Annotated in this window: 7 protein-coding genes (1 of these 7 only partly in view); 5 read left to right on the top strand and 2 right to left on the bottom strand. The window is 63.6% G+C overall.

Annotation, left to right across the window (positions count from 1 at the left end):
- The first annotated feature begins 4 nt into the window (after nucleotides 1–4).
- The 3 genes from BFL43_RS24960 (at nucleotide 5) to BFL43_RS24950 (ending at nucleotide 3,302) form a co-directional block, all read left to right on the top strand.
- Nucleotides 5–727 (top strand): GntR family transcriptional regulator, encoded by a 723-nt coding sequence (locus BFL43_RS24960; protein ID WP_084895842.1) that lies wholly within the window; start codon nucleotides 5–7, stop codon nucleotides 725–727.
- A gap of 192 nt (nucleotides 728–919) precedes the next feature.
- Entirely contained in the window at nucleotides 920–2,476 is a 1,557-nt protein-coding gene (locus BFL43_RS24955; RefSeq protein WP_084895840.1) for an NCS1 family nucleobase:cation symporter-1, read from the top strand.
- A 91-nt stretch (nucleotides 2,477–2,567) separates the two neighbouring features.
- Complete coding sequence (locus tag BFL43_RS24950; RefSeq protein ID WP_084895838.1) at nucleotides 2,568–3,302, top strand: aspartate/glutamate racemase family protein; 735 nt, start codon at nucleotides 2,568–2,570, stop codon at nucleotides 3,300–3,302.
- Between the two features lie 15 nt (nucleotides 3,303–3,317).
- Here the strand turns inward: BFL43_RS24950 and BFL43_RS24945 are convergent, their stop codons facing one another.
- Nucleotides 3,318–3,668, bottom strand: a complete 351-nt coding sequence (locus tag BFL43_RS24945) for a hypothetical protein (protein ID WP_143695546.1) — start codon at nucleotides 3,666–3,668, stop codon at nucleotides 3,318–3,320.
- 492 nt (nucleotides 3,669–4,160) lie between these two features.
- Here BFL43_RS24945 and BFL43_RS24940 point away from each other — a divergent pair, with 492 nt between their 5' ends.
- Nucleotides 4,161–5,030, top strand: a complete 870-nt coding sequence (locus BFL43_RS24940) for a glycosyltransferase family 2 protein (protein WP_168176724.1) — start codon at nucleotides 4,161–4,163, stop codon at nucleotides 5,028–5,030.
- Between the two features lie 94 nt (nucleotides 5,031–5,124).
- Complete coding sequence (locus tag BFL43_RS24935) at nucleotides 5,125–6,051, top strand: alpha/beta fold hydrolase (RefSeq protein ID WP_346425994.1); 927 nt, start codon at nucleotides 5,125–5,127, stop codon at nucleotides 6,049–6,051.
- Nucleotides 6,052–6,155: 104 nt separating this feature from the next.
- Here BFL43_RS24935 and BFL43_RS24930 read toward each other — a convergent pair whose 3' ends face one another.
- A protein-coding gene (locus BFL43_RS24930) for a non-ribosomal peptide synthetase (protein ID WP_084896164.1) crosses the window boundary here: on the bottom strand, nucleotides 6,156–20,141 show its final stretch. 19,848 nt of this gene lie beyond the right edge of the window; 13,986 of the gene's 33,834 nt are visible here — the last part of the coding sequence; the start codon falls outside the window, past its right edge; it ends in the stop codon at nucleotides 6,156–6,158.

Genomic DNA, 20,141 nt, shown 5'->3' with positions numbered 1-20,141 from the left:
TCCTGTGCCACCGAATCAGCCCCACCGTCCACTGGTGTCGTACCTGACCGGTGAGCGTTCCGGCAGCGCGCACGCCAGCGTGCTCGGCGAGCTCCGGCGGGTCATCCTCGACGGGAGTGCAGCTCCGGGGTCCGCGATTCCGGTCGGCGAGGTCGCAGAGTTGTTCGGAGTGAGCGCCATCCCGGTTCGGGAGGCGCTCAAGACCCTCATCGGTGAAGGACTCGTCGGACATCGCACCGGGGGCGGCTACTACGTGGCGCAGTTAACCCTCACGGAGCTCCGAGAGATCTACTTCGTCCGCGGCGTCCTGGAACAGGCCGCCCTGGCCCGGGCTTGCGAGCTGTCCACCGACGCCGATCTGGATCGGGCGCGCGCCGAGCACGAAGCACTCAAAGAAGCGACGATTTCAGGTGATCTCCGCGCCTATCACGTGCACTCGCGGCGCTTTCACCAAGCGTTGGCCAATCCCTGTGGGATGCACCGTCTGCTCAACATGTTCGATTCGACGTGGGATATCACCGAGCCGTTCCAGGTGATGCAGGGTGCGACCGGACCCACCCAGCTGCAGTTGCACGCCGACCACGAGAAGATGATCGACGCGATGTCGCGCCGGGATGCGACCGAACTCATCGCCGTCGCACAGGATCACCATCGCCGGCTCGAGTCCGTGATCATCGAGACTGCGGCCGAGTTGAACGTCGCCCGCGAGGATTCCCCGCCGCAGTAGGCGCGCACGGCGGACCTGAATTCGGACGTTGATGTCGCCGAAAAGGTCTCTGCCACGGAATATATCGGCTTCCCTGGGCTCTGCATGGGTAATTTGTTACGCACGTAATCCCTAAGCAACATCTTGGTCTTAGGTTTTTCTCAGCTACTGAGGAACCGGGAAACCGGTTCAACCGACACTAGGGGAAAGCCCATGACAGACGTCAAAACGTCGGGATCAGATCCCGAGGTACCGACAAGCCATAACAACGGGGCGGGCGAGAGCGTCATCAAGCTCAGCTATGACCAGCGCCTGACCAACGAAGACCTCGCGCCACTGAAGAACCAGAGCTGGACCTGGTACAACATTTTCGCCTTCTGGATGTCGGACGTGCACAGCGTCGGCGGATACGTGTTCGCAGGCAGTCTCTTTGCTCTCGGTATCGCCGCGTGGCAGGTGCTTGTCGCCCTTGTCATCGGCATCGTGATCGTCAACCTGCTGTGCAATCTCGTCGCCAAACCGTCCCAGCAGGCCGGCGTCCCCTATCCCGTGACCACCCGCGTCGCCTTCGGTGTTCGCGGTGCGAACTTGCCCGCCATCATCCGCGGACTGATCGCCGTTGCCTGGTACGGAATCCAGACCTACTTGGCGTCAGTGGCTTTCGGTCTCCTCGCCCTGAAGTTCTGGCCGTCGCTGGAAAAGTACAGCGAGAGCGGCGACATGGCGTTCCTCGGCCTCTCGCCTCTCGGCTGGGCCGGGTTCATGCTCATGTGGGTCCTGCAGGCGGTTGTCTTCTGGAACGGCATGGAGACGATCCGGAAGTTCATCGACTTCTGCGGACCCGCCGTCTACGTCGTGATGGTGATCCTCGCGGGTTACCTGATCTGGAAGGCCGGCTGGGACAACGTCAGCTTCGACCTCTCCGTCGGACCCAGCAAGTCGGGCTGGGCGTCGATCACCGCGCTGATCTCCGCGATAGCCCTTGTGGTGTCGTACTTCTCGGGCCCGATGCTCAACTTCGGTGACTTCTCGCGGTACGCCAAGACGTACGGCGACGTGAAGAAGGGCAACTTCTGGGGCCTGCCGATCAACTTCCTGTTCTTCTCGATCCTGGTGGTGTGCACGGTCTCGGCCGGCGCCACCGTGATCGGCAAGGACGACGCGGGCAACATCATCACCGACCCGGTGCACATCGTCGACAAGATCGACAACACCACGGCGGCCGTGCTCGGTGTGCTCACCTTCGCCATCGCCACCATCGGCATCAACATCGTGGCCAACTTCGTCTCCCCCGCATTCGACTTCTCGAACGTCGCACCGACGAAGATCACCTGGCGCACCGGCGGCATGATCGCCGCAGTCGGTTCCATCCTGATCACCCCGTGGAACCTCTACAACAACCCGGACGCGATCCACTACACGCTGGACACGCTCGGAGCGGTCATCGGACCACTGTTCGGCATCCTGATCGCCGACTTCTATCTCATCAAGAAGCAGAAGATCATCGTTGACGATCTGTTCACGATGGACGAGACGTCGACGTATTACTTCCGCGGCGGCGTCAACCCGGTGGCGGTGGTGTCCACCATCGTCGGCGCGCTGGTTCCGATCGGTGTCGTCATCTGGGGCACGGCCTACCAGGCGAGCTTCACCTGGTTCATCGGCGCCGGAATCGGATTCGTGATGTACATGGTGGGCATGAAGTTCCTGCCGAAGGAGTTCATCTACGGCACCCGGCCGGTCGAAGAGACCGCGACCGTCGAAGCCTGACCAAACCAATGATGGGGCCTTTTGGCGACCGCGACCTGCGGGTTTCCTCGCCAAAAGGCCCCATTTTCGGCTCCGATGGGAGTATTGCACCGTGCTCATCAGCGTGATCAACCCGAACACCACGGTCTCGATGACCGACCAGATCGCCGCGGCGGCCCGATCAGTCGCCGCGCCCGGCACCGAGATCGTCGGGGTCACCCCCACGATGGGCCCGGCGTCCATCGAATCGCACTATGACGAGGCCCTGGCGGTGCCGGGCCTTCTGGACGCGATCATCCGTAGCGAGCGCGGCGACAAACCCGCTGACGGCTATCTCCTGGCCTGTTTCGGTGATCCTGGTCTGGACGCCGCCCGCGAGGTGTCGTCCGCGCCGGTGATCGGCATCGCGGAAGCCGCCATGCACGCGGCGTCGCTACTCGGCCGGGGGTTCTCCGTCGTCACCACATTGGGCCGCACCATCGGCCGGGCCGAGGAGTTGGTCGACCGCTACGGCATGTCCAAGGTCTGCCGTGGAATCCACGCCTGTGAGATCCCGGTGCTCGAACTGGAGTCCAACCCCGACACCGCCGCCATCCTCATCGAGGCGTGTCGGTCGGCAGCCGAAGAAGACGGGTCCGACGCGATCGTCCTCGGGTGTGCCGGCATGGCCGATCTCGCCCAACTGATCAGCGAGAAGATCGGTGTGCCGGTGATCGACGGCGTGGCCGCCGGGACGCTGCTGCTGCAGTCGCTGGTGACGATGCGGGTGCGTCCCAACGCCACGGGTGAACTGGCTTCCCCGCCGGCAAAGACCTACACCGGGATTCTCTCGCCGTTCGGATCCTGACGGATCGGTCGCGATTCAGCCGACCTGTCTGGTCTGGTCCCCGTCGGTCCAGGCGGCGGTATCACCGGTGATCCCCCGCAAGATGCTCGTGATGCGATCGGTGACCCGCCCCGGGGTTTCGTCGGCGAGGCCCGGCAACGTGTTGAGGATGGCCGCAAAGATCGCCGCATTCTCGTCCACGCCCTGCTCGTCCATGACTGCGCGGTACGCCGCGATGGTGGTGTTGAGGCGGCCGTAGGTGACGAACTCATCGCCGAACTCGGCGGCGACGCGGGCCGGTCGCGTGGCAGCGACTCGGGCCACCACTGCTGCAACCGGGATACCCGCATCTACAGGGCGCCCCGGCGCCGGGATCATATCGTTCACGATGATCTGCCTTTGGTATCTGCTCAACGCACAGTGCGCTGTTCATTAATGGTGCTATGTGTACAGCAACCTGACAGGCCCTGTCTGTAGGAAATCCACAAGATTTCTTATGACTTGCATCACTGCAGGTCAGGGGGTGTTTATAGGTAAATTTTGGATCACAAATAGGTGACCTTCACAGTCATTTCTGTGACGCGGGCCGCCTCCCGGCGCCGACGGATCGGTTCAGGTCGGCATCGGGCACACACTGGCTGCCGCCACACCCCGCCGTCCGACCCGACTGACCATCCTCGTGTGAATCGCGTCACACTCATCATGATCCGAGAGTCCAGCGGAGATGTGAATTGCGTTTCAGAGATCCCGGTAGTTGCAGGTTAATAGACCGTCGACCCAATGCGGGGCCAATCAAGGCACGGCTTGGCGCGATTGAGAGCCGACCAAAGTGGACGTAAGTCAGACTGCGTCCAAATCCGCTGCTTTACGATAGTTACCATGGCTAACCCAACACTGTCCGTCGTGATTCCCGCATATAACGAGGTGGACTCCATCGGATTCCTCTTGGAATCATTGGCTTCGGAGTTGGACGAAATCGAAGAGATCATCGTCGTCGACAACGGATCCACCGACGGAACACAAGAGATCGTGGCCGGTTTCACGGAATCGATTCCCCAACTGCGAATGGTCGACGAAGATCGACGGGGTGTCATCGCGGCCCGCAATGCCGGATTTTACCTCGCCAAAGGTGACATCATCGGACGCCTGGATGCCGACGCACGAGCAAAACCCGGGTGGGCAAGTGCGGTCCGCGACTTCTTCGGGAAGGCCGAACAATCAATCGGCGCAGGTACCGGCTTTTTCGATCAGTACGACATGCCCCTACAGTGGTTCCACAAAGCGATGCTCAAGTTCGGCCATCGCCAAGTTGAAAAAGAGGGGGGCGACATTCCGACACTTTTCGGAGCCAATATGGCGATCCGAAAAGAAACGTGGGATGAAATTCAGCCCAATTTGCTTGAACGCGATGGAATTCTCGACGATCTGGATATTACATTGTGCATGTCGGATATCGGTCAACGGGCGGTCATGATTCCGGGGATGGAAATCAGTGCTTCAGGGCGGCGGATGCTGTCCAGCGTAGAAAACTACCGCACCTTCACCGAATATATGCCTGCCACGTTCGAAGCCCGCGGCATGCATGACGAGGCCAAGAAATCGTGGGGCCAAGTTCGCATGATGCGTATCATTCATCGAATCTTCTGGCTACCGACACGCTGCTGGAACCCCGAGACCGGCAAATATTCGCTTCGTCAGCTTGTATCCGATCGCGTCGAACGCGTGCTCCCCTACGAAACGAAGTCCTGACCGATCGACAGATTCGCCAAAGCGGCCCGATGAAAGGTACCGTCAAATGTAGGCGGGGGCCACTTCAGTCACATCTGTAACGGGGGAGTCCGGTTTGTTGCGCAGTTCATCCAGTCGTTTGCTATCCGGTGGACTGCTCGCAGCGTTGCTGCTCGGGCTGATCGCTCTGATTCCGCCCGCAGCCCACGGTGCTCCCGCTCCGAACGAGGCGCCAGCAGGGGCGAACGACTGGTCCTGTCGGCCTGGCGAGGCACACCCGCGCCCGGTTGTCTTGGTGCACGGGACGTGGGCGGACATGGCCACCACATGGAAGTCGCTGTCGCCCGCTCTCAAGGAGCAGGGATATTGCGTCTTCGCTCTGAACTACGGAACCAGCGATCCACAGACCGGTCAGAATCTGCTCGACCTCGTCGGCGGAAACTCGATCGAGCGATCCGCGGCCACCCTGGCCGAGTTCGTGTCGAAGGTAAAGTCGGCGACAGGTGCCGGACAGGTCGACATCGTCGGTCACTCCCAGGGTGCTCTCGTGTCCCGCCAGTACCTGAAGTTCAACGGTGGTACCAACACCGCCAATCCAGCTCGCAACCAGGTGAATACGCTTGTGAGTCTTGCCGGTACGAACCATGGCACGACCTTCAACTTCAATCAGGAGATCGGAGCGATCGCCCAGCTCCTCGGCGTTCCCGTCGTCAAACTCGCTGCGACCACAGTCGGACCCTCGTACGTCCAGCAGATGGTGGGATCCCACTTCTTGACGAAGCTGAACGCCGGCGGCGACACGATGCCGAGCGTCGACTACGTCGCGATCGGTACCAAGAACGACCTGATGGTCACTCCGCCTGAACGCACATTCTTGAAGGCCGGCCCGGGCGCCACCGTCCAGAATGTCTGGGTGCAGGATGGCTGTTCGGCCGCCGTCGTCGATCATGGAGCGGTCACAAGCAGTCCCCGGTCTGTCTGGCTCACCTTGAACGCTCTGGATCCTGCGTACGGGGCCGCTCACGAGGCACCTTGTCCGTGATCACCGTCGCCGCCTCCTCATAGAGACGACACAACAAACACCGCCCCATCGGACCACTTCGATGGGGCGGTGTTGCGTTGTGTGGTCTTCTCTTCAGGTGCCGATCAACGCGTGCCGCGGAGAGCCAGCGCCCTGAGCGCCATCAACCAATGCTCGGTGAGTTCTTCCAGGTCGTCGGCCTCGATCGCGTCAGCAACGTAGCTGATGAAGACTCGAACAACCCGCCCCTGGGCTGTATCTATCGCCATCGATTGGATGTCGATCTCCGCCTGTGCCGGCATCCGGTTGCCGCGTTCGACGACCTCTGGCTCGGTCCCGCCGAGCTCAGGACCGTTGACGTCCGGGAACCAAGGTGCCGATGCCACTTCATCCGGGACGTCACCGCCCGGCACGGTACCGATGTAGTTGAACACGATCTGAGGCTCAGGGAAGGCGGCCAGGGCCGCGGACGATACCGGGTCGAGGTACCGCAACATCCCGTAACCGATCCCACGATCTGGCTGCGACACCATCGCCGTCTTCGTTCGTTCCAGCAATTGCCGTGCGACCTCCGGTGAATCAAAGAGACCTCCGATCCCCACGCCATTCAGATCGATACGGGCGGGGAACATCGTGGTGAACCAGCCGACGGTCCTCGACAGATCCGAACCCGGGACGACGACCTCCTGACGGCCATGACCTTCGAGCGTGAGCAGCGCATCCGAAGATGTATATCCACGATCTCGGCGCCAGCCGACGACTGCCGCCGCCAATCCGGCCACCAGGAGATCAGCGGCGGTCACGTCGGATCCGGCCGAGGACATCAGTGGTTCGACTATGTCTGCGGGGATCTCGAGCGATACCCGGCCCAGCAGGTCCGTCCTATCGTGCGCAGGATCGAGACGCCGCGAACCCAGGTCCGGATCCGGCCCGGCCAGGATCGACGTCCAGTAGGCCAGTTCACCCCGGCGCGGTTCGACTTCGGCGTACTGGCCGACGATCCAGTCCCGCCAAGACGTTCCGGCCGCGGGCAGATCGATGGGGCCGCCTTCAGTCGCCTGCGCACCGGCTACGGCGATGTCCGCGACGAGAATCCGCCACGAGACCGCATCGACCACCAGATGGTGCGCGATGAACAGCAGTCTTCCCTGCCGGTCCGGCCCCGCATCGAGCCAGACGAGTTGCAGCATGACGCCTGCGCCCGTATCGAGCCGACCCATCCCCTCGAACAGCGCATCCTGCAGTGCAGGTCGATACCCGGGTAGCCCCGGCAGTTGATCTGCGGACAAGGACACCCTTTGCAGCAGAGATCGCACGTCGACCGACCCGCGCGGTCCGATGATCAGCGAGCGCGTGTCCGGATCGAGTCTCGATCGGAAGACGTCGTGCACATCGACGATCGCGCCGACGGTGTCCACGATGTGCTCCTCGGTCACGGCCACCGGGAGGTTGACGACCATCGGCATCACGAACCGACTGTGGTCACCACCGCGCTCGAGCATCTTCACAGCCACCGGACTCAACGGAACCACTTCCACCGCTTCAGTTCCCGCCGCAATCGGGGTGCCCGTAGCCGGAGGGCGAGAAGAGTCGGTGGTGAGCGCGGCGAGTGCTGCAACGGTGCGTTGTTCCACAACGTCTCGCGCAGTGAAGTGCAACCCCTCGGCCCGTGCACGACTCACCAACTGCATGGCCAAAATGCTGTCGCCACCCACCTCGAAGAACGAAGCGTCGGCACCAACCGGTTCTGATCCCACCAAATCGCCGACGATTCGGGCGATGATCTCTTCGTTTCGTGTTGCTGGTGCACGATCGTTCGATGCTTCGGAGTCCGGAACCGGCAGCTCACGGCGCGCGATCTTCCCTGACCGACTGCGCGGGAACTCGTCCAGCACGACGATGATTTCCGGCACCATGTATGGGGCCAGGACACGAACGGCATAGTCACGCAGCACCTGGAGATCGACTCCCGAACCGGTGACATAACCGACGAGCTGTTGCCTCGAGTCCTCACCATGCACGACAACTGCCGCTTGAGTAACCGATTCGTGGTCGGCGAGTACGGTCTCGACTTCCTCGAGTTCGATTCGCAGACCGCGGACCTTCACCTGGAAGTCCGTGCGTCCGAGGTATTCGAGTTCCCCGTCGGGCAGCCGTCGCACCCGATCTCCGGTCCGATACATCAGCGAACCGGACGGACCGAACACATTGGGTACAAATCTCTCGGACGTGAGATCCGGACGTCCGAGATATCCGCGAGCAAGCTGGTCGCCCGAGAGATATAGTTCGCCGGTCGCGCCGACGACGCAGGGGCGTAGCCAGCGGTCGAGCACCCAGGCGCTCGTGTTCCACACCGGTCGGCCGATCGGGACCGCGCCCGAATCCGCGTCACCCTCCGACACCTGACGCCCGTCCACGACGAGTCGGGAGGTCGCATCGACGGTCACCTCGGTGGGGCCGTATAGATTCACCACCTGGGCACCGGCAGCTGCCGCGACCTCGCCGGCCAGCGACGTCGGAAGTGCCTCACCGCCACTGAAGACAAGTCGGAGCGACGCGATGGAGTTCGACTGCGCCGCGTCGATGAACACCGCGAGTACTGACGGGACGAACTGCACGATCGTGACGCTGTTCTGTGACACGAGCGACACGAGCTCATCCGCGTCTCGATGCGCATCGGGACCCGCGATGACGGTTCGTGCACCGACCAGTGCCGGCGCGAACATCTCCCACACCGATGCGTCGAAGGTGAACGGGGTTTTGAGCAGTACGACATCATCGGGCCCGAACCCATGCTCTTCGGCCATCCACAGCACTTGGTTCACCAACGCACGCTGGGTGATCTGCACACCCTTGGGCCGACCGGTCGACCCCGATGTGAACAAGACGTAGGCGAGCGAGTCGGCGTGAACCCGTCCACGCAGTTCCGATTCCCGTAACGGACCTTCTTCGACCGATTGGAGGTCGGGCAGCGTTAAATCGACACAGGTCACCCCGACCAGCAGTGTCCGCAACCGATGGACGCGCGGTCGGTCGGCGACTACCAGGGCCACGTGCGCGTCGTTCACGATTGCCTGGAGGCGGTCATCGGGTGCGTCGACGTCGAGCGGCAGATACGCGCCGCCCGCCTTCAGGATCCCGTACAAGTGGGCAACCTGTTCGAGGCTCCTGGACATCGCCACCGCGACGATCGCGTCTGGACGCACTCCGCGGGCCAACAGGGAACGTGCGCGCTTGTTCGTCAGCGCGTCGAACTCGGCGAAGGTCAGCGTCTGCTCGCCGTCCTGGAATGCGATCGCATTCGGGGTCGCCGACACCTGGTCGGAGAACAGTTGCACAGCCGTGCGATCGGGAACGTTCTTCGAGGTCGCATTCCAGTTCTCGACCTGTGTTCGAAGTTCTTCTCGGTCGACCAGATCCAGCTCGCGAACCGGAGTCCAGCTTGCGGAAGCGAAGGTCTCCAAGACGTGAATCATTCTCTTAGCCAAAAGATCTGCGCGCTCATGCGCCACCGAGTCCGGCAGATACTTCAGCCGTAGTGCCAGTTCGGGTTCCGACTGGGCCAGGAGCGTAGCCGGATAGTGCGAGGCGTCGTTGATCTCCGCCCCGGCGACCGACATGCCATTGATGTCCGTCTGCGAGCCGAGCCGGTCACGGTCGACCGGGTACGACTCGAAGACCGTCAGCGTGTCGAAGAGGACCGGTAGTCCAACCGACCGCTGAATGGTCGGCAGCCCCACGTGGTGTGCGTCGAGAAGTCCGGCTTGTTCCGACTGAATTCGCTCCAGCAGACCGATCACCGTCTCGTCCTGGTCGAGTGTGATCCGGACCGGGATCGTATTGATGAACAAGCCCAGAATCGACTCGACTCCGGCGATCTCGGGTGGGCGGCCGGAGACCGTCGCACCGAAGACCACGTCGTCGCGTCCCAACGACTTCGCCAGGACCACACCCCAGGCGGCCTGCACGAGGGTGTTCATCGTGACACCGCGGTCGCGGGACAGGTCCGCCAGACCTTCAGCGGTCCGCTGATCGACGACGATGTCCAGCTCGGTCGGAATCGACTCCTGGCCAGTCCCGGTGGTCTGTTCTGCCAACAGTGTCGAGGATTCGAGACCATCGAGGGTCTTCCGCCAGGACGCAATGGCCGCAACCGAATCCAGGTTGTGGAGCCACGCGAGGAAGTCGCGGTACGACCGCGTCCTCGGTAGATAGCTGTCGTCGCCGCCCGTTGCGTACAAGGTGAAGAGCTGTTCCAGCAGCAGCGGTCCCGACCAGCCGTCGAGCACGATGTGGTGGTTGGTCACCGACATCCGGTATCGTGCCTGCCCCGATTCGTCCTCACCGAGGCGTAACAGCAGGAACCGCATGAGCGGTGGTGCCGCCATATCGAATCGATCGCTGCGATGAGCTCGCAGCAAGTCATCCACCGCATGGTCGGCGGCTTCGGGATCCGAACGGTATTCCTCGACGAGATCAACAACCTGCCAGGGGGTCTCGACGTCAGCCGCGATCACCTGTATCGCGGAACCGTCGACGACGTGGCGGAACCCGGCCCTCAAGTTCGGGTTCCGCGCGATCAACGTTGTCGCCGCGGCTCGCATCCGTTCCTCATCGACCGCACCGCGAAGTTCCAGGATCACCTGGGCGGTGTAGACGTCCAAGGTCTGACCACCGGCGATCTCGGCGTGGAACAGCATTCCGGTCTGCAGAGGGGACAGCGGCCAGATGTCCTCGACGACGTCGTGATCTTTTTCGATCGCCTCGATCTCGTGCTGCGCGATGCTGACCAACGGCAAGTCCGACGGCGTCAAACCGCCGACGTCGATTTGCCGGTCGTGCAGCGCCAGAGCACCGGCGGCCTCGGCCCAGAGGTCGGCGAGCTCACCGATCTCCTCTGCCGTGAAAATCCCACTCGCATAGGCGAACGACGCCGACAAGCGGGGCCCCTCAGCGTGGTCCGTGGTGATCGCGTTGACTGTGAGCGCTGCAGGAACAACCATTCCGGGATCCTGGGCACCACCCAATTCGCCACCGTCGGAAGCCGGTTGCCATCCGAATTCGACATCCGTGGCCCCAGAACCGGCCGAGACCCGTCCCAAGTAGTTGAACCCGATCTGCGGTTCACCGAGGTCTTCCAACATCCGGGCCGACTCCGCGGCGCAGTGGCGAAGCAATCCGAAACCGATACCGTTGTTCGGCACCGCATTCAGTTGTTCCTTGATCGCCTTGAAGGCCCGCCCAGCGTCATGGCCGCCAGCGAGTGCATCGTCGACGTCGATTCCGGAAAGATCCAAAGCGACGGGGTACACCGAGGTGAACCACCCAACAGTCCGCGACAGATCAGAGCCACCGACCGCCTCTTCATCACGTCCGTGTCCTTCGAGATCGATGAGAACGGTGTCCGAGTGCTGCGATCGGCGCGTCCGCCACTGACGAACAGCGAGCGCGAGCGCGGTCAGCAACGCACCGTTGACCCCGCCTCGGTAGGTGGCGCTGATCCCGGTGAGCATCGACTCGGTCACGTCCACCGGGAACTCGATCTGCAGTCGCCTGATCGTGCCTGCGACATCCAGATCCGGGTCGACCCGTCGCGCACCGAGTACGGGGTCGTCGACGGAGAGAACGCTTGACCAGTAGCCGATTTCGCTGTCACGTTCGTTCGCTGTTGCCACCAGCGCCGTCGACCAAGTTCGTAGCGACGTACCCACCGGGGGGAGCTGCGGCGAACCGCCGTTCTCGCTTTGCGCCCACGCGATGGCGAGATCCGGCAGCAGGATGCGCCACGACACGCCGTCCATGACGAGGTGGTGGATCAGCACGTAGAGCCGTCCGGTGACGCCGTCCGGGGCCGTCGCCGCCGGGTCGAACCACACGACCTGCACCATCGTGCCCGCCGACGGGTCGAGCCGATCGATGGCAGCGCGGCTCGCCTCGGCCACAACGGTTTCGAACTCCGGTGTACCCGGACGCACGGTGAACTCGACTCGGGTCAGCACCGACTGCGGATGCACCGAGTCTGCGGCCGGCACCTCAAGGTGGCTTCCTCCGGCATCGAGGACCAGGCGGGCTCGCAGCGCGTCGTGGCGCTCGAGGACCGCGCCCAGTGCGGTGAGCAGCCGGTCATGCCCCGGTTCGGGGGGCAGGGTCAGGAAGGTCGCCTGAGAGAACTGGCGGTAATTGACGCGGGTGTCCACCAGCCAGCGCATGATCGGGGTCAGCGGTGACGTCCCCACTCCCCCGCCCGAAAGCTCTTCCAGCGACTTCGATTCAGCGTCCGCTTCCCAGCTCGCCACCTGGGCCAGTTCGGCGACGGTCCGCCGATCGAAGACGTCCCGGGGCGAGAAGACTATTCCTCTTTCGCGAGCCCGTGAGACGAGCTGGATCGACACGATCGAGTCACCACCGAGCGCGAAGAACGAATCGTCGACGCCGATCCGTTCCGCGCCCAAGACGTCGGCGAACAAGCTCGCAAGAGCCTTCTCCATATCGGACAACGGCGCCCGGTAACCATCCGAGGCACCGACGAAGACCGGTTCCGGCAACGCCCTTCGGTCGAGCTTTCCAGCTGGGGTGAGCGGCAGCGCGTCGAGAACCGTGATCGACGTCGGCACCATGTGCGCCGGCAGACGCTCCGCCAGGCGGGCCGCGACCTCGGTCACCTGGACGCTGCGTCCGGGGTGCGGGTAGACGTATGCGACGAGAACCGTCTGGCCCGTATGCGGATGTTTGTGCCCGAGCGTCACCGCATAGTCGATGTCTGCATGCTCTCCGAGGGCGGCGTCGATCTCTCCGAGTTCGATCCGGAAGCCGCGCACCTTCACCTGATGGTCGCTGCGGCCGCCGAATTCGAGTACGAGTTTGCCCGCGCCGGTCCGGACCCAACGAACCACGTCGCCCGTGCGGTACATCCGGCTGCCCGGTTCACCGTAGGGGTTCGCCACAAAACGTTCAGACGTCAGGTCCGGCCTCTTGATGTACCCACGCGCAAGCGCAGGCCCGGAGATGTACAACTCGCCGGCAACTCCGGGTGGAACCGGCTGTAGCCGAGCATCCGCGACCAGGGCTCGCAGACCTACGATCGGACCACCGATCGACACTGCCGCATCGACATCGAGCTCGTCCGACGCCGTCGACACGATCGTCGCCTCGGTCGGGCCGTAGAGGTTGAACATCTCGCGTCCGGCAGACCAGCGGCGCATCAGTTCCGGCGGGCAGACGTCACCTCCGACACTGATCACCCGTAGATCGGGCAACCCGTCTGCCGGTACCGTCGCGAGCGCTGCCGGTGTGACGAACGCGTGCGTCACCTTGTTGTCGGCCAACAGTCGCGCCAGCTCGCCGCCACCGAACATCGCCGGCGGAGCGATGACCTGGGTCGAGGCGGCACTCACCACCATCAGGATCTCGAGAATCGAGGCGTCGAAACTCGGCGACGCGAAGTGGAGAACTCGAGCCCCGCTCGTCAGATCGAAGCGGGTCTCCAACTCGCTCACCAGATCTGCCAGCCCGCGGTGCGTTGTGCCGACCCCCTTCGGCCTGCCGGTCGATCCGGAGGTGAAGATGACATACGCCAGGTCGTCGAGGCGCGCGGCCTCACGCACCGGCGAGACAAGACCGGACGCGTCGTGATCGCCTATCCGAGCGGCGCCACCCCGCGCGATACGGACCGCATCGTTCGTCAGTGAAATCCACTTGGTCACCTGCGGCAGCCTGTCGATCACTTCGGTCGTGGTCAGACCGATCGCGACGTCGGCGTCCGAGATCATGTTCTCGATCCGCTCGAACGGGTAGCTGGGATCGATCGGGAGGACTGCGCCGCCGGACTTCACGATTGCCCAGAATCCGACCATCGAGTCGATGGACCGGCCGATCGCAAGCGCGACCGGGACACCGGGTCGAACACCGCGCTCCACCAACGCCTCGGCGTAGATCCCGGCGCGTCGATTCAATTCGGCGTAGGTCACCTTCTCGCCGGATGCCAAGAGCGCAACGCCGTCCGGATTGGTCTCCACCGCGCGGGCGAATATGTCCGCCAACGAACGGGGCGCAACCTCGGGGCGACCACGGACCGGCGACAACTCCTCGTGTTCGCGCGGCGAGAGCAGTTCGATGTCCCCGACGGGCCTTTCCACGTCCTGGGTGACCGCACGCAGGATCGCCAGGAAACGATCGGCGAGTCCGGCGATGGTCTCGGCGTCGAAGAGTGCAGTCGCATAGGTGAACACCGCGGTGAGACCGTCGCCACCCCTGAGGCCCACTGCATCAGCCAGGGTGAGTTGGAGATCGAACTTCGTCGTCTCGGTGTCGGACTCCAGACCGGAGATGCGAAGGCCGGGTAGTTCCAGATCCGCTCGCTCATTGTTCTGGAAGGCGAGAACCACCTGGAACAGCGGTGAATACGATGTTTCCCGCTCCGGAGCAAGGTGCTCGACCAAACGCTCGAACGGCACCTCGGTGTGCGTGAACGCCGCGATGTCCGTCGACCGGGTGCGCGCCAACAGGTCTGCAAAGGATTCGTCGGGCCTGACCTGGACGCGCAGGACCAGGGTGTTGACGAACATGCCGATGAGATCGTCCAGGTCGGCCTCGCCACGTCCGGCGATGGCCGTACCGATCGCGATGTCGTCCGTGGTACCCGACCTGGCGAGCAGAATTGCGAGCGCGGCGTGGCACACCATGAACATCGTCGCCCGGTTGTTCCCGGCGACCCGCTGCAGTTCGGTGCGCAGGTCGGCATCGATCGCGAACTCATACGACGCGCCCGCTGTCGTCTGCACCGGAGGACGTGGACGGTCCAGAGGCAGGTCGATCACATCGGGCAAACCATCGAGTTGTTCGGTCCAGAAGTCGATTTGACGCGCAGCAAGTGACTCGGGGTCTTGTTCGTCCCCGAGGACCTCGCGCTGCCACAAGGCGTAGTCCGCATACTGCAACGGCAACGGTGACCAGTTCGGTTCACCACCGGAAGTTCGTGCGGTGTACGCGACCATGATGTCGCGCGCAAGCGGAGAGACCGACGAGCCGTCGGCGCTGATGTGGTGGATCACCATGACGAGCACGTGTTCGCCCGGCGATCGCCGTACCAGCGCGATGCGCACGGGTATCTCGGCGGTGACATCGAACCCGGTACCGACCATCTCGGAGAGCAGGCGATACAGGTGGGCGTCGTCATCGACATCGAGCGTCGCGAGGGACAATACGCCGTCCGGGAGTTCCTCCGCTTCGGAGATCAATTGTCGCGGACCGTCACCGTCATCGGGATACCGGGTCCGCAAGATCTCGTGCCTGCCGATGACGTCGGTGACCGCGTCCCGCAGGGCTGCGACGTCGAGCTCACCGGACATCGCAATGATCGCCGGGATGTTGTACGCCGGCGACGCCGGATCGAATTGGTTGATGAACCACATGCGAGTCTGCGCCGGCGACAGTGGCAACCGATCAGGGCGTTGCCCGGCGACCAGAGCGGGCCGCCGGTTCCGGCCGTCGGCCTGTTCGGCGAGCAGGGCCAGACCGGCCACTGTCGGCTCGATGAAGAGATCCCGAACGGCCAGGTCCGAGCCCATCGCGGAGTTGATCTGCGCGACAACCCTTGTCGCCGAAAGCGAGTTCCCACCCAGTGTGAAGAAGCTGTCGTGGATCCCCACCCTGGTCACGCCGACGGTGTCGGCGAAAATACCCGCGACGATTTCTTCGACTGGCGTTCCGGGAGGCTGATAATTGTCGGATCCGGCAAACACCGGCTCGGGCAACTGTTTACGATCCAACTTTCCGTTGATGTTCAGCGGCAGCTCGTCGATCGGCACGATCAGTGTCGGAACCATATATGCGGGAAGTTCAGTCGCCGCCTCGGCCAGCAGCGCACGCATGTCGACCGTGACACCTTCGGCCGCAACGAGATACGCGACCAGTTGATCTCCCACATGCTGATCGTTGTGTACAGCGACGACCGCCGACTCGACCTGCGCCGAGGAGCTCAGAACCCGCTCGATCTCACCCAGTTCGATCCTGAACCCGCGGACTTTCACCTGGAAGTCGCTCCGACCGACATAGACCAGGGTCGGATGCGCGCTGGGTTCGGACACACTCCAGCGCACCAGGTCACCCGTGCGATACATCCGTGTCGATTGCCCGGCAAACGGGTTCGCCACAAACCGCTCCGATGACAGGTCCGGTCGACCCAGGTAACCGCGTGCCAATTGGGCACCGCCGAGGTACAACTCACCCGTCACCCCGTCGGGAACCGGGTGGAGCCTGCCGTCGAGGACGTAGACCTGGTTGTTCCACTCCGGACGACCGATCGGCACAGCGGCACCGACCTTCGCGGGAACCGTTTGGTGAGTGACGCTGACGGCCGCTTCCGTAGGGCCGTAGAGGTTGTGAAGGACCGCCGGTGCATCAATCGTGAGCTGCCGGAATCTGCTGACCACCTCAGGTGTCAACGCCTCACCGATGCAGAGGACATGCCGAAGCGAGGACAGTTGTTCCGCCTCGGCATCCTGCAGGAAGGCACCCAACAGGGACGGCACGAACGTGACCGCAGTGACGTTGTGGCGTTCGATCAGTCGCGCCAAGTACACCGGATCTCGATGACCCTGGGGCGCTGCGAGCACAAGGCGCGCACCGGACACGGCTGCCCACCAGAACTCCCACACCGACAGGTCGAACGTCGCCTGTGTGCGCAGGAGCAGGGCGTCGTCGATGCCCAGACGGAACTCCGCTGCAATCCAGTTGAGTTGGTTGATGATCGCGCCGTGCGAGACCGCCACACCCTTGGGTCGTCCAGTCGAACCCGAGGTGTAGATGATGTACGCGGTGTTCTCCGGCCGCAGCGGTCCACGACGTTCTCGATCGGTGACCGGCCCGGAGTCGATCCCACCCAGGTCGAGCGTCGAGACGTCCAGGATCGCAGAGTGTTCCGGCAGTCCTGCCGGGCGCTCACCGGTGATCAGCACCAGTACCGGAGCGGCGCTGTCGACGATGAAGGCGCTTCGCTCACGCGGGTGGTCCGGGTCGATCGGAAGGTACGTGCCACCAGCAACGGTCACCGCGTACATCCCGACCACGAGGTCTACCGACCGCGGCATGGCGAGACCGACTACCGTCTCTGGTCCTACGCCGCGTCCGATCAGGGTCCTTGCCAGAGAGTTGACCCGCGCGCCGAGCTGACCATACGTCAGCTGCATGCCGTCGTCGGTTTCCAATGCGATGTCGTCAGCGTTCTCCCGCAACGACATCGACAGATGATCCGCCAGTGTGCCGGGTGCCAGTACGACCCCGGTGTGATTTCGTCCGCGGACCAGTTCACGTGTGGTCCGAGCGTCGAGCACCGGCAGATCGCCGACGGCGTGGAGCGGAGCCGCGACGATCTCTCGCATGAGAGTGAGGAATCGGTCTGCGAAAGCGGCAACCGTCGCGGCGTCGAAGAGGTCGTCGGCGTAGGTGAAGACCGCGTCCAGTCCGGCGGGCTCGCCGGCGTCGTCATAGTTGTCGGACAGGATCAGGTGGAGATCGAACTGGGCGACTCCCTCGGGAAGATCGACCGGCGCGATCGTGAGTCCGGGCAATTCCAGGCTCGCGCGGTCGATGTTCTGGAACGACAGACCCACCTGGAAGATCGGGTGTCGCGCGGTCGAGCGAACAGGATTGAGCACCTCGACCAACCGCTCGAACGGCACGTCAGCGTTCGAGAACGCTTCTGCATCCCGGTCGCGGAGGTCGTCGAGCAGCGAGCCGAAACCGCGTCCGGGATCGACATCGGCGCGCAACGCGAGCGTGTTGACGAACATGCCGATGACGCCTTCGACTTCGCTTTCCACCCGACCGCTGACGGGCGTACCGACTGTTATGTCCCGGTCACCGCTCAGCCGCGACAGCAGCAACGCGAATGCGCCGTGGAAGGCCATGAACGAACTGGCCCCGCGGGACCGCGCCAACTTCGCCAGACCCTGGTGGACGTCGGCGGGAATCACGAAGTCGAACTGCCGGCCTCGAAGTGACTGCGTCGGCGGGCGTGGTCGGTCGGCGGGTAGCTCGAGCTGATCTGGAATTCCTGCAAGATTCCGCTTCCAGAAGTCGACCTGGGTCGCCAGAACACTGGTGGGGTCGGCCTCGTCGCCGAGCAGCTCCCGCTGCCATATCGAGTAATCGGCGTATTGCACCGTCAGGGGCGCCCACTCGGGCGCTGAGCCGAGCGCCCGCGCGGCGTACGCGGTGGCGAGATCTCCCACGAAGGGCACCATCGACTGGCCGTCTGCGGCAACATGGTGCACGACCATCGCCAGGACACGTGTCACCGCATCGATCTCGACCAGCGCAATCCGCACCGGTGGCGTGACCGTCACGTCGAAGCCCTGTGCGACGAATCTCCCAAGTACCTCCGGGATGTCCTCTGCCGTTGCCAGGTACCTCTCGACTGTCGGAAGGGCATCCTCGGCGGGCAGTATCACCTGGTGCGGTCCAGCAAGCGAATCGGGATAGATGGTGCGTAGCGACTCGTGCCGGTTCACCACATCGGCGATCGCCGATTCGAGTGCCGCGATGTCGAGTTCACCCGCGAGTGTGACGGCGGCGGGGATGTTATAGGCCACGGACTCCGGATCGAAGCGGTTCAGGAACCACATCCGGGTCTGCGCAAGCGACAACGGAATCTGCACGGGTCGCGGTCGGGCGACCAGCGGTGGGCGGGCGGCACGGACACCGGTGGCCGCAGTGAGTCGGGCGGCGAGTTCGGCGACGGTCGGCGCTGCGAACAGCTCTCGGACACCGATCTTGCTGCCGAGCGCGGCACCCGCCCGCCCGACGACCTTGGTGGCGCTGAGCGAGTTACCGCCGAGATCGAAGAAGCTTTCGTCGACACTCACCTCTTCGACACCCAGTACATCTGCGAAGACATCAGCCAGCGTCGACTCCAATTGGCTGCTCGGGGCTCGGAAGACCCGGTCCCCTACCTCGAACACCGGCGCCGGCAAGGCGCGGCGGTCGAGTTTGCCGATCGGCGTGAGTGGTATCGAGTCGATCACCATGACCACGGACGGAATCATGTGCTGCGGAAGATGCTCTCCCACAGAGCGTTTGAGTTCATCTTCGTCGATCGTAGTACCGGGCTTGGCCAGGATGTACGAGACGAGCACCGTGTCACCGCCCGGACCGGGGGCGCCGGTCGTCACGGCGAAGTCGACGGCTGAATGTTTGTCGAGGAGCCTGTCGATCTCGCCGAGTTCGACGCGGAAGCCACGGACCTTCACCTGGAAGTCGCTACGCCCGATGTACTCGAGCGAGTTCGGGGCGATGTCGGTGTCGACGCTGTACCGGACCAGGTCACCGGTGCGGTAGAGCCGCGATCCCGCCGCTCCATAAGGATCGGGGATGAAACGCTCTGCCGTCGTGCCGGGACGGTCGTGATAGCCACGGGCGACACCTGGTCCGGCCACGTAGAGTTCGCCCACAACGCCGCGCGGGACCACCCGCAACCGCGAGTCGAGGATGCGTGTGGTGACGCCTCGAAGCGGCGAACCGATCGTGACGCGCGCGCCGGCATCGAGAGGCGGCGTGATCGTGACGATGACCGTTGTCTCGGTGGGGCCGTACGCATTTCGGAGCGCACCAGTCCAACGTTCTGTGAGTTCGGGCGGGCAGACGTCGCCACCCACGACGACCGAATGCACCGATTCGAGTCCAGTGGGATCTACGGTCATCAACGCGGTCGGCGTCATGACGACGTTGGTGATCTGCTCTTCGGCGATCAACTCGGCCAACTCATCACCGCCGAAGACATCCTGCGGGGAGACGACGAGCGTGGCGCCGGCACTGAACGCAGCCAACAACTCGCCGACAGAGGTATCGAAGCTCGGCGATGCCACATGCAGGAAGCGCGAGTCCGTACTGACGTCGTAGTGCTCGCGCACATCCCTCGCGAGGTTGGCCAGACCGCGGTGGGTCACCACCACCGCCTTTGGCTTTCCTGTCGAACCAGAGGTGTAGATGAAGTAGGCCGACGATTCGGGATGCACCGGAGCACGTCGGTCGGCATCCGACACCGGAGTGTCCTCTTCCTCGGAGGACGCGGCATCGAGATCGTGGAGGTCGTGCCAGTGGCCGTCGGCGGGCAG

This window comes from Williamsia sp. 1135, assembly GCF_002095395.1.
GTDB lineage: Bacteria > Actinomycetota > Actinomycetes > Mycobacteriales > Mycobacteriaceae > Williamsia.
This window is presented reverse-complemented; position numbering and strand designations above follow the sequence as displayed.

What these genes read in the sequence shown, in the direction of transcription:
- BFL43_RS24955 (WP_084895840.1), top strand. Translation starts at nt 920, where the DNA reads ATGACAGACGTCAAAACGTCGGGATCAGATCCCGAGGTACCGACAAGC.
- BFL43_RS24940 (WP_168176724.1), top strand. Translation starts at nt 4,161, where the DNA reads ATGGCTAACCCAACACTGTCCGTCGTGATTCCCGCATATAACGAGGTG.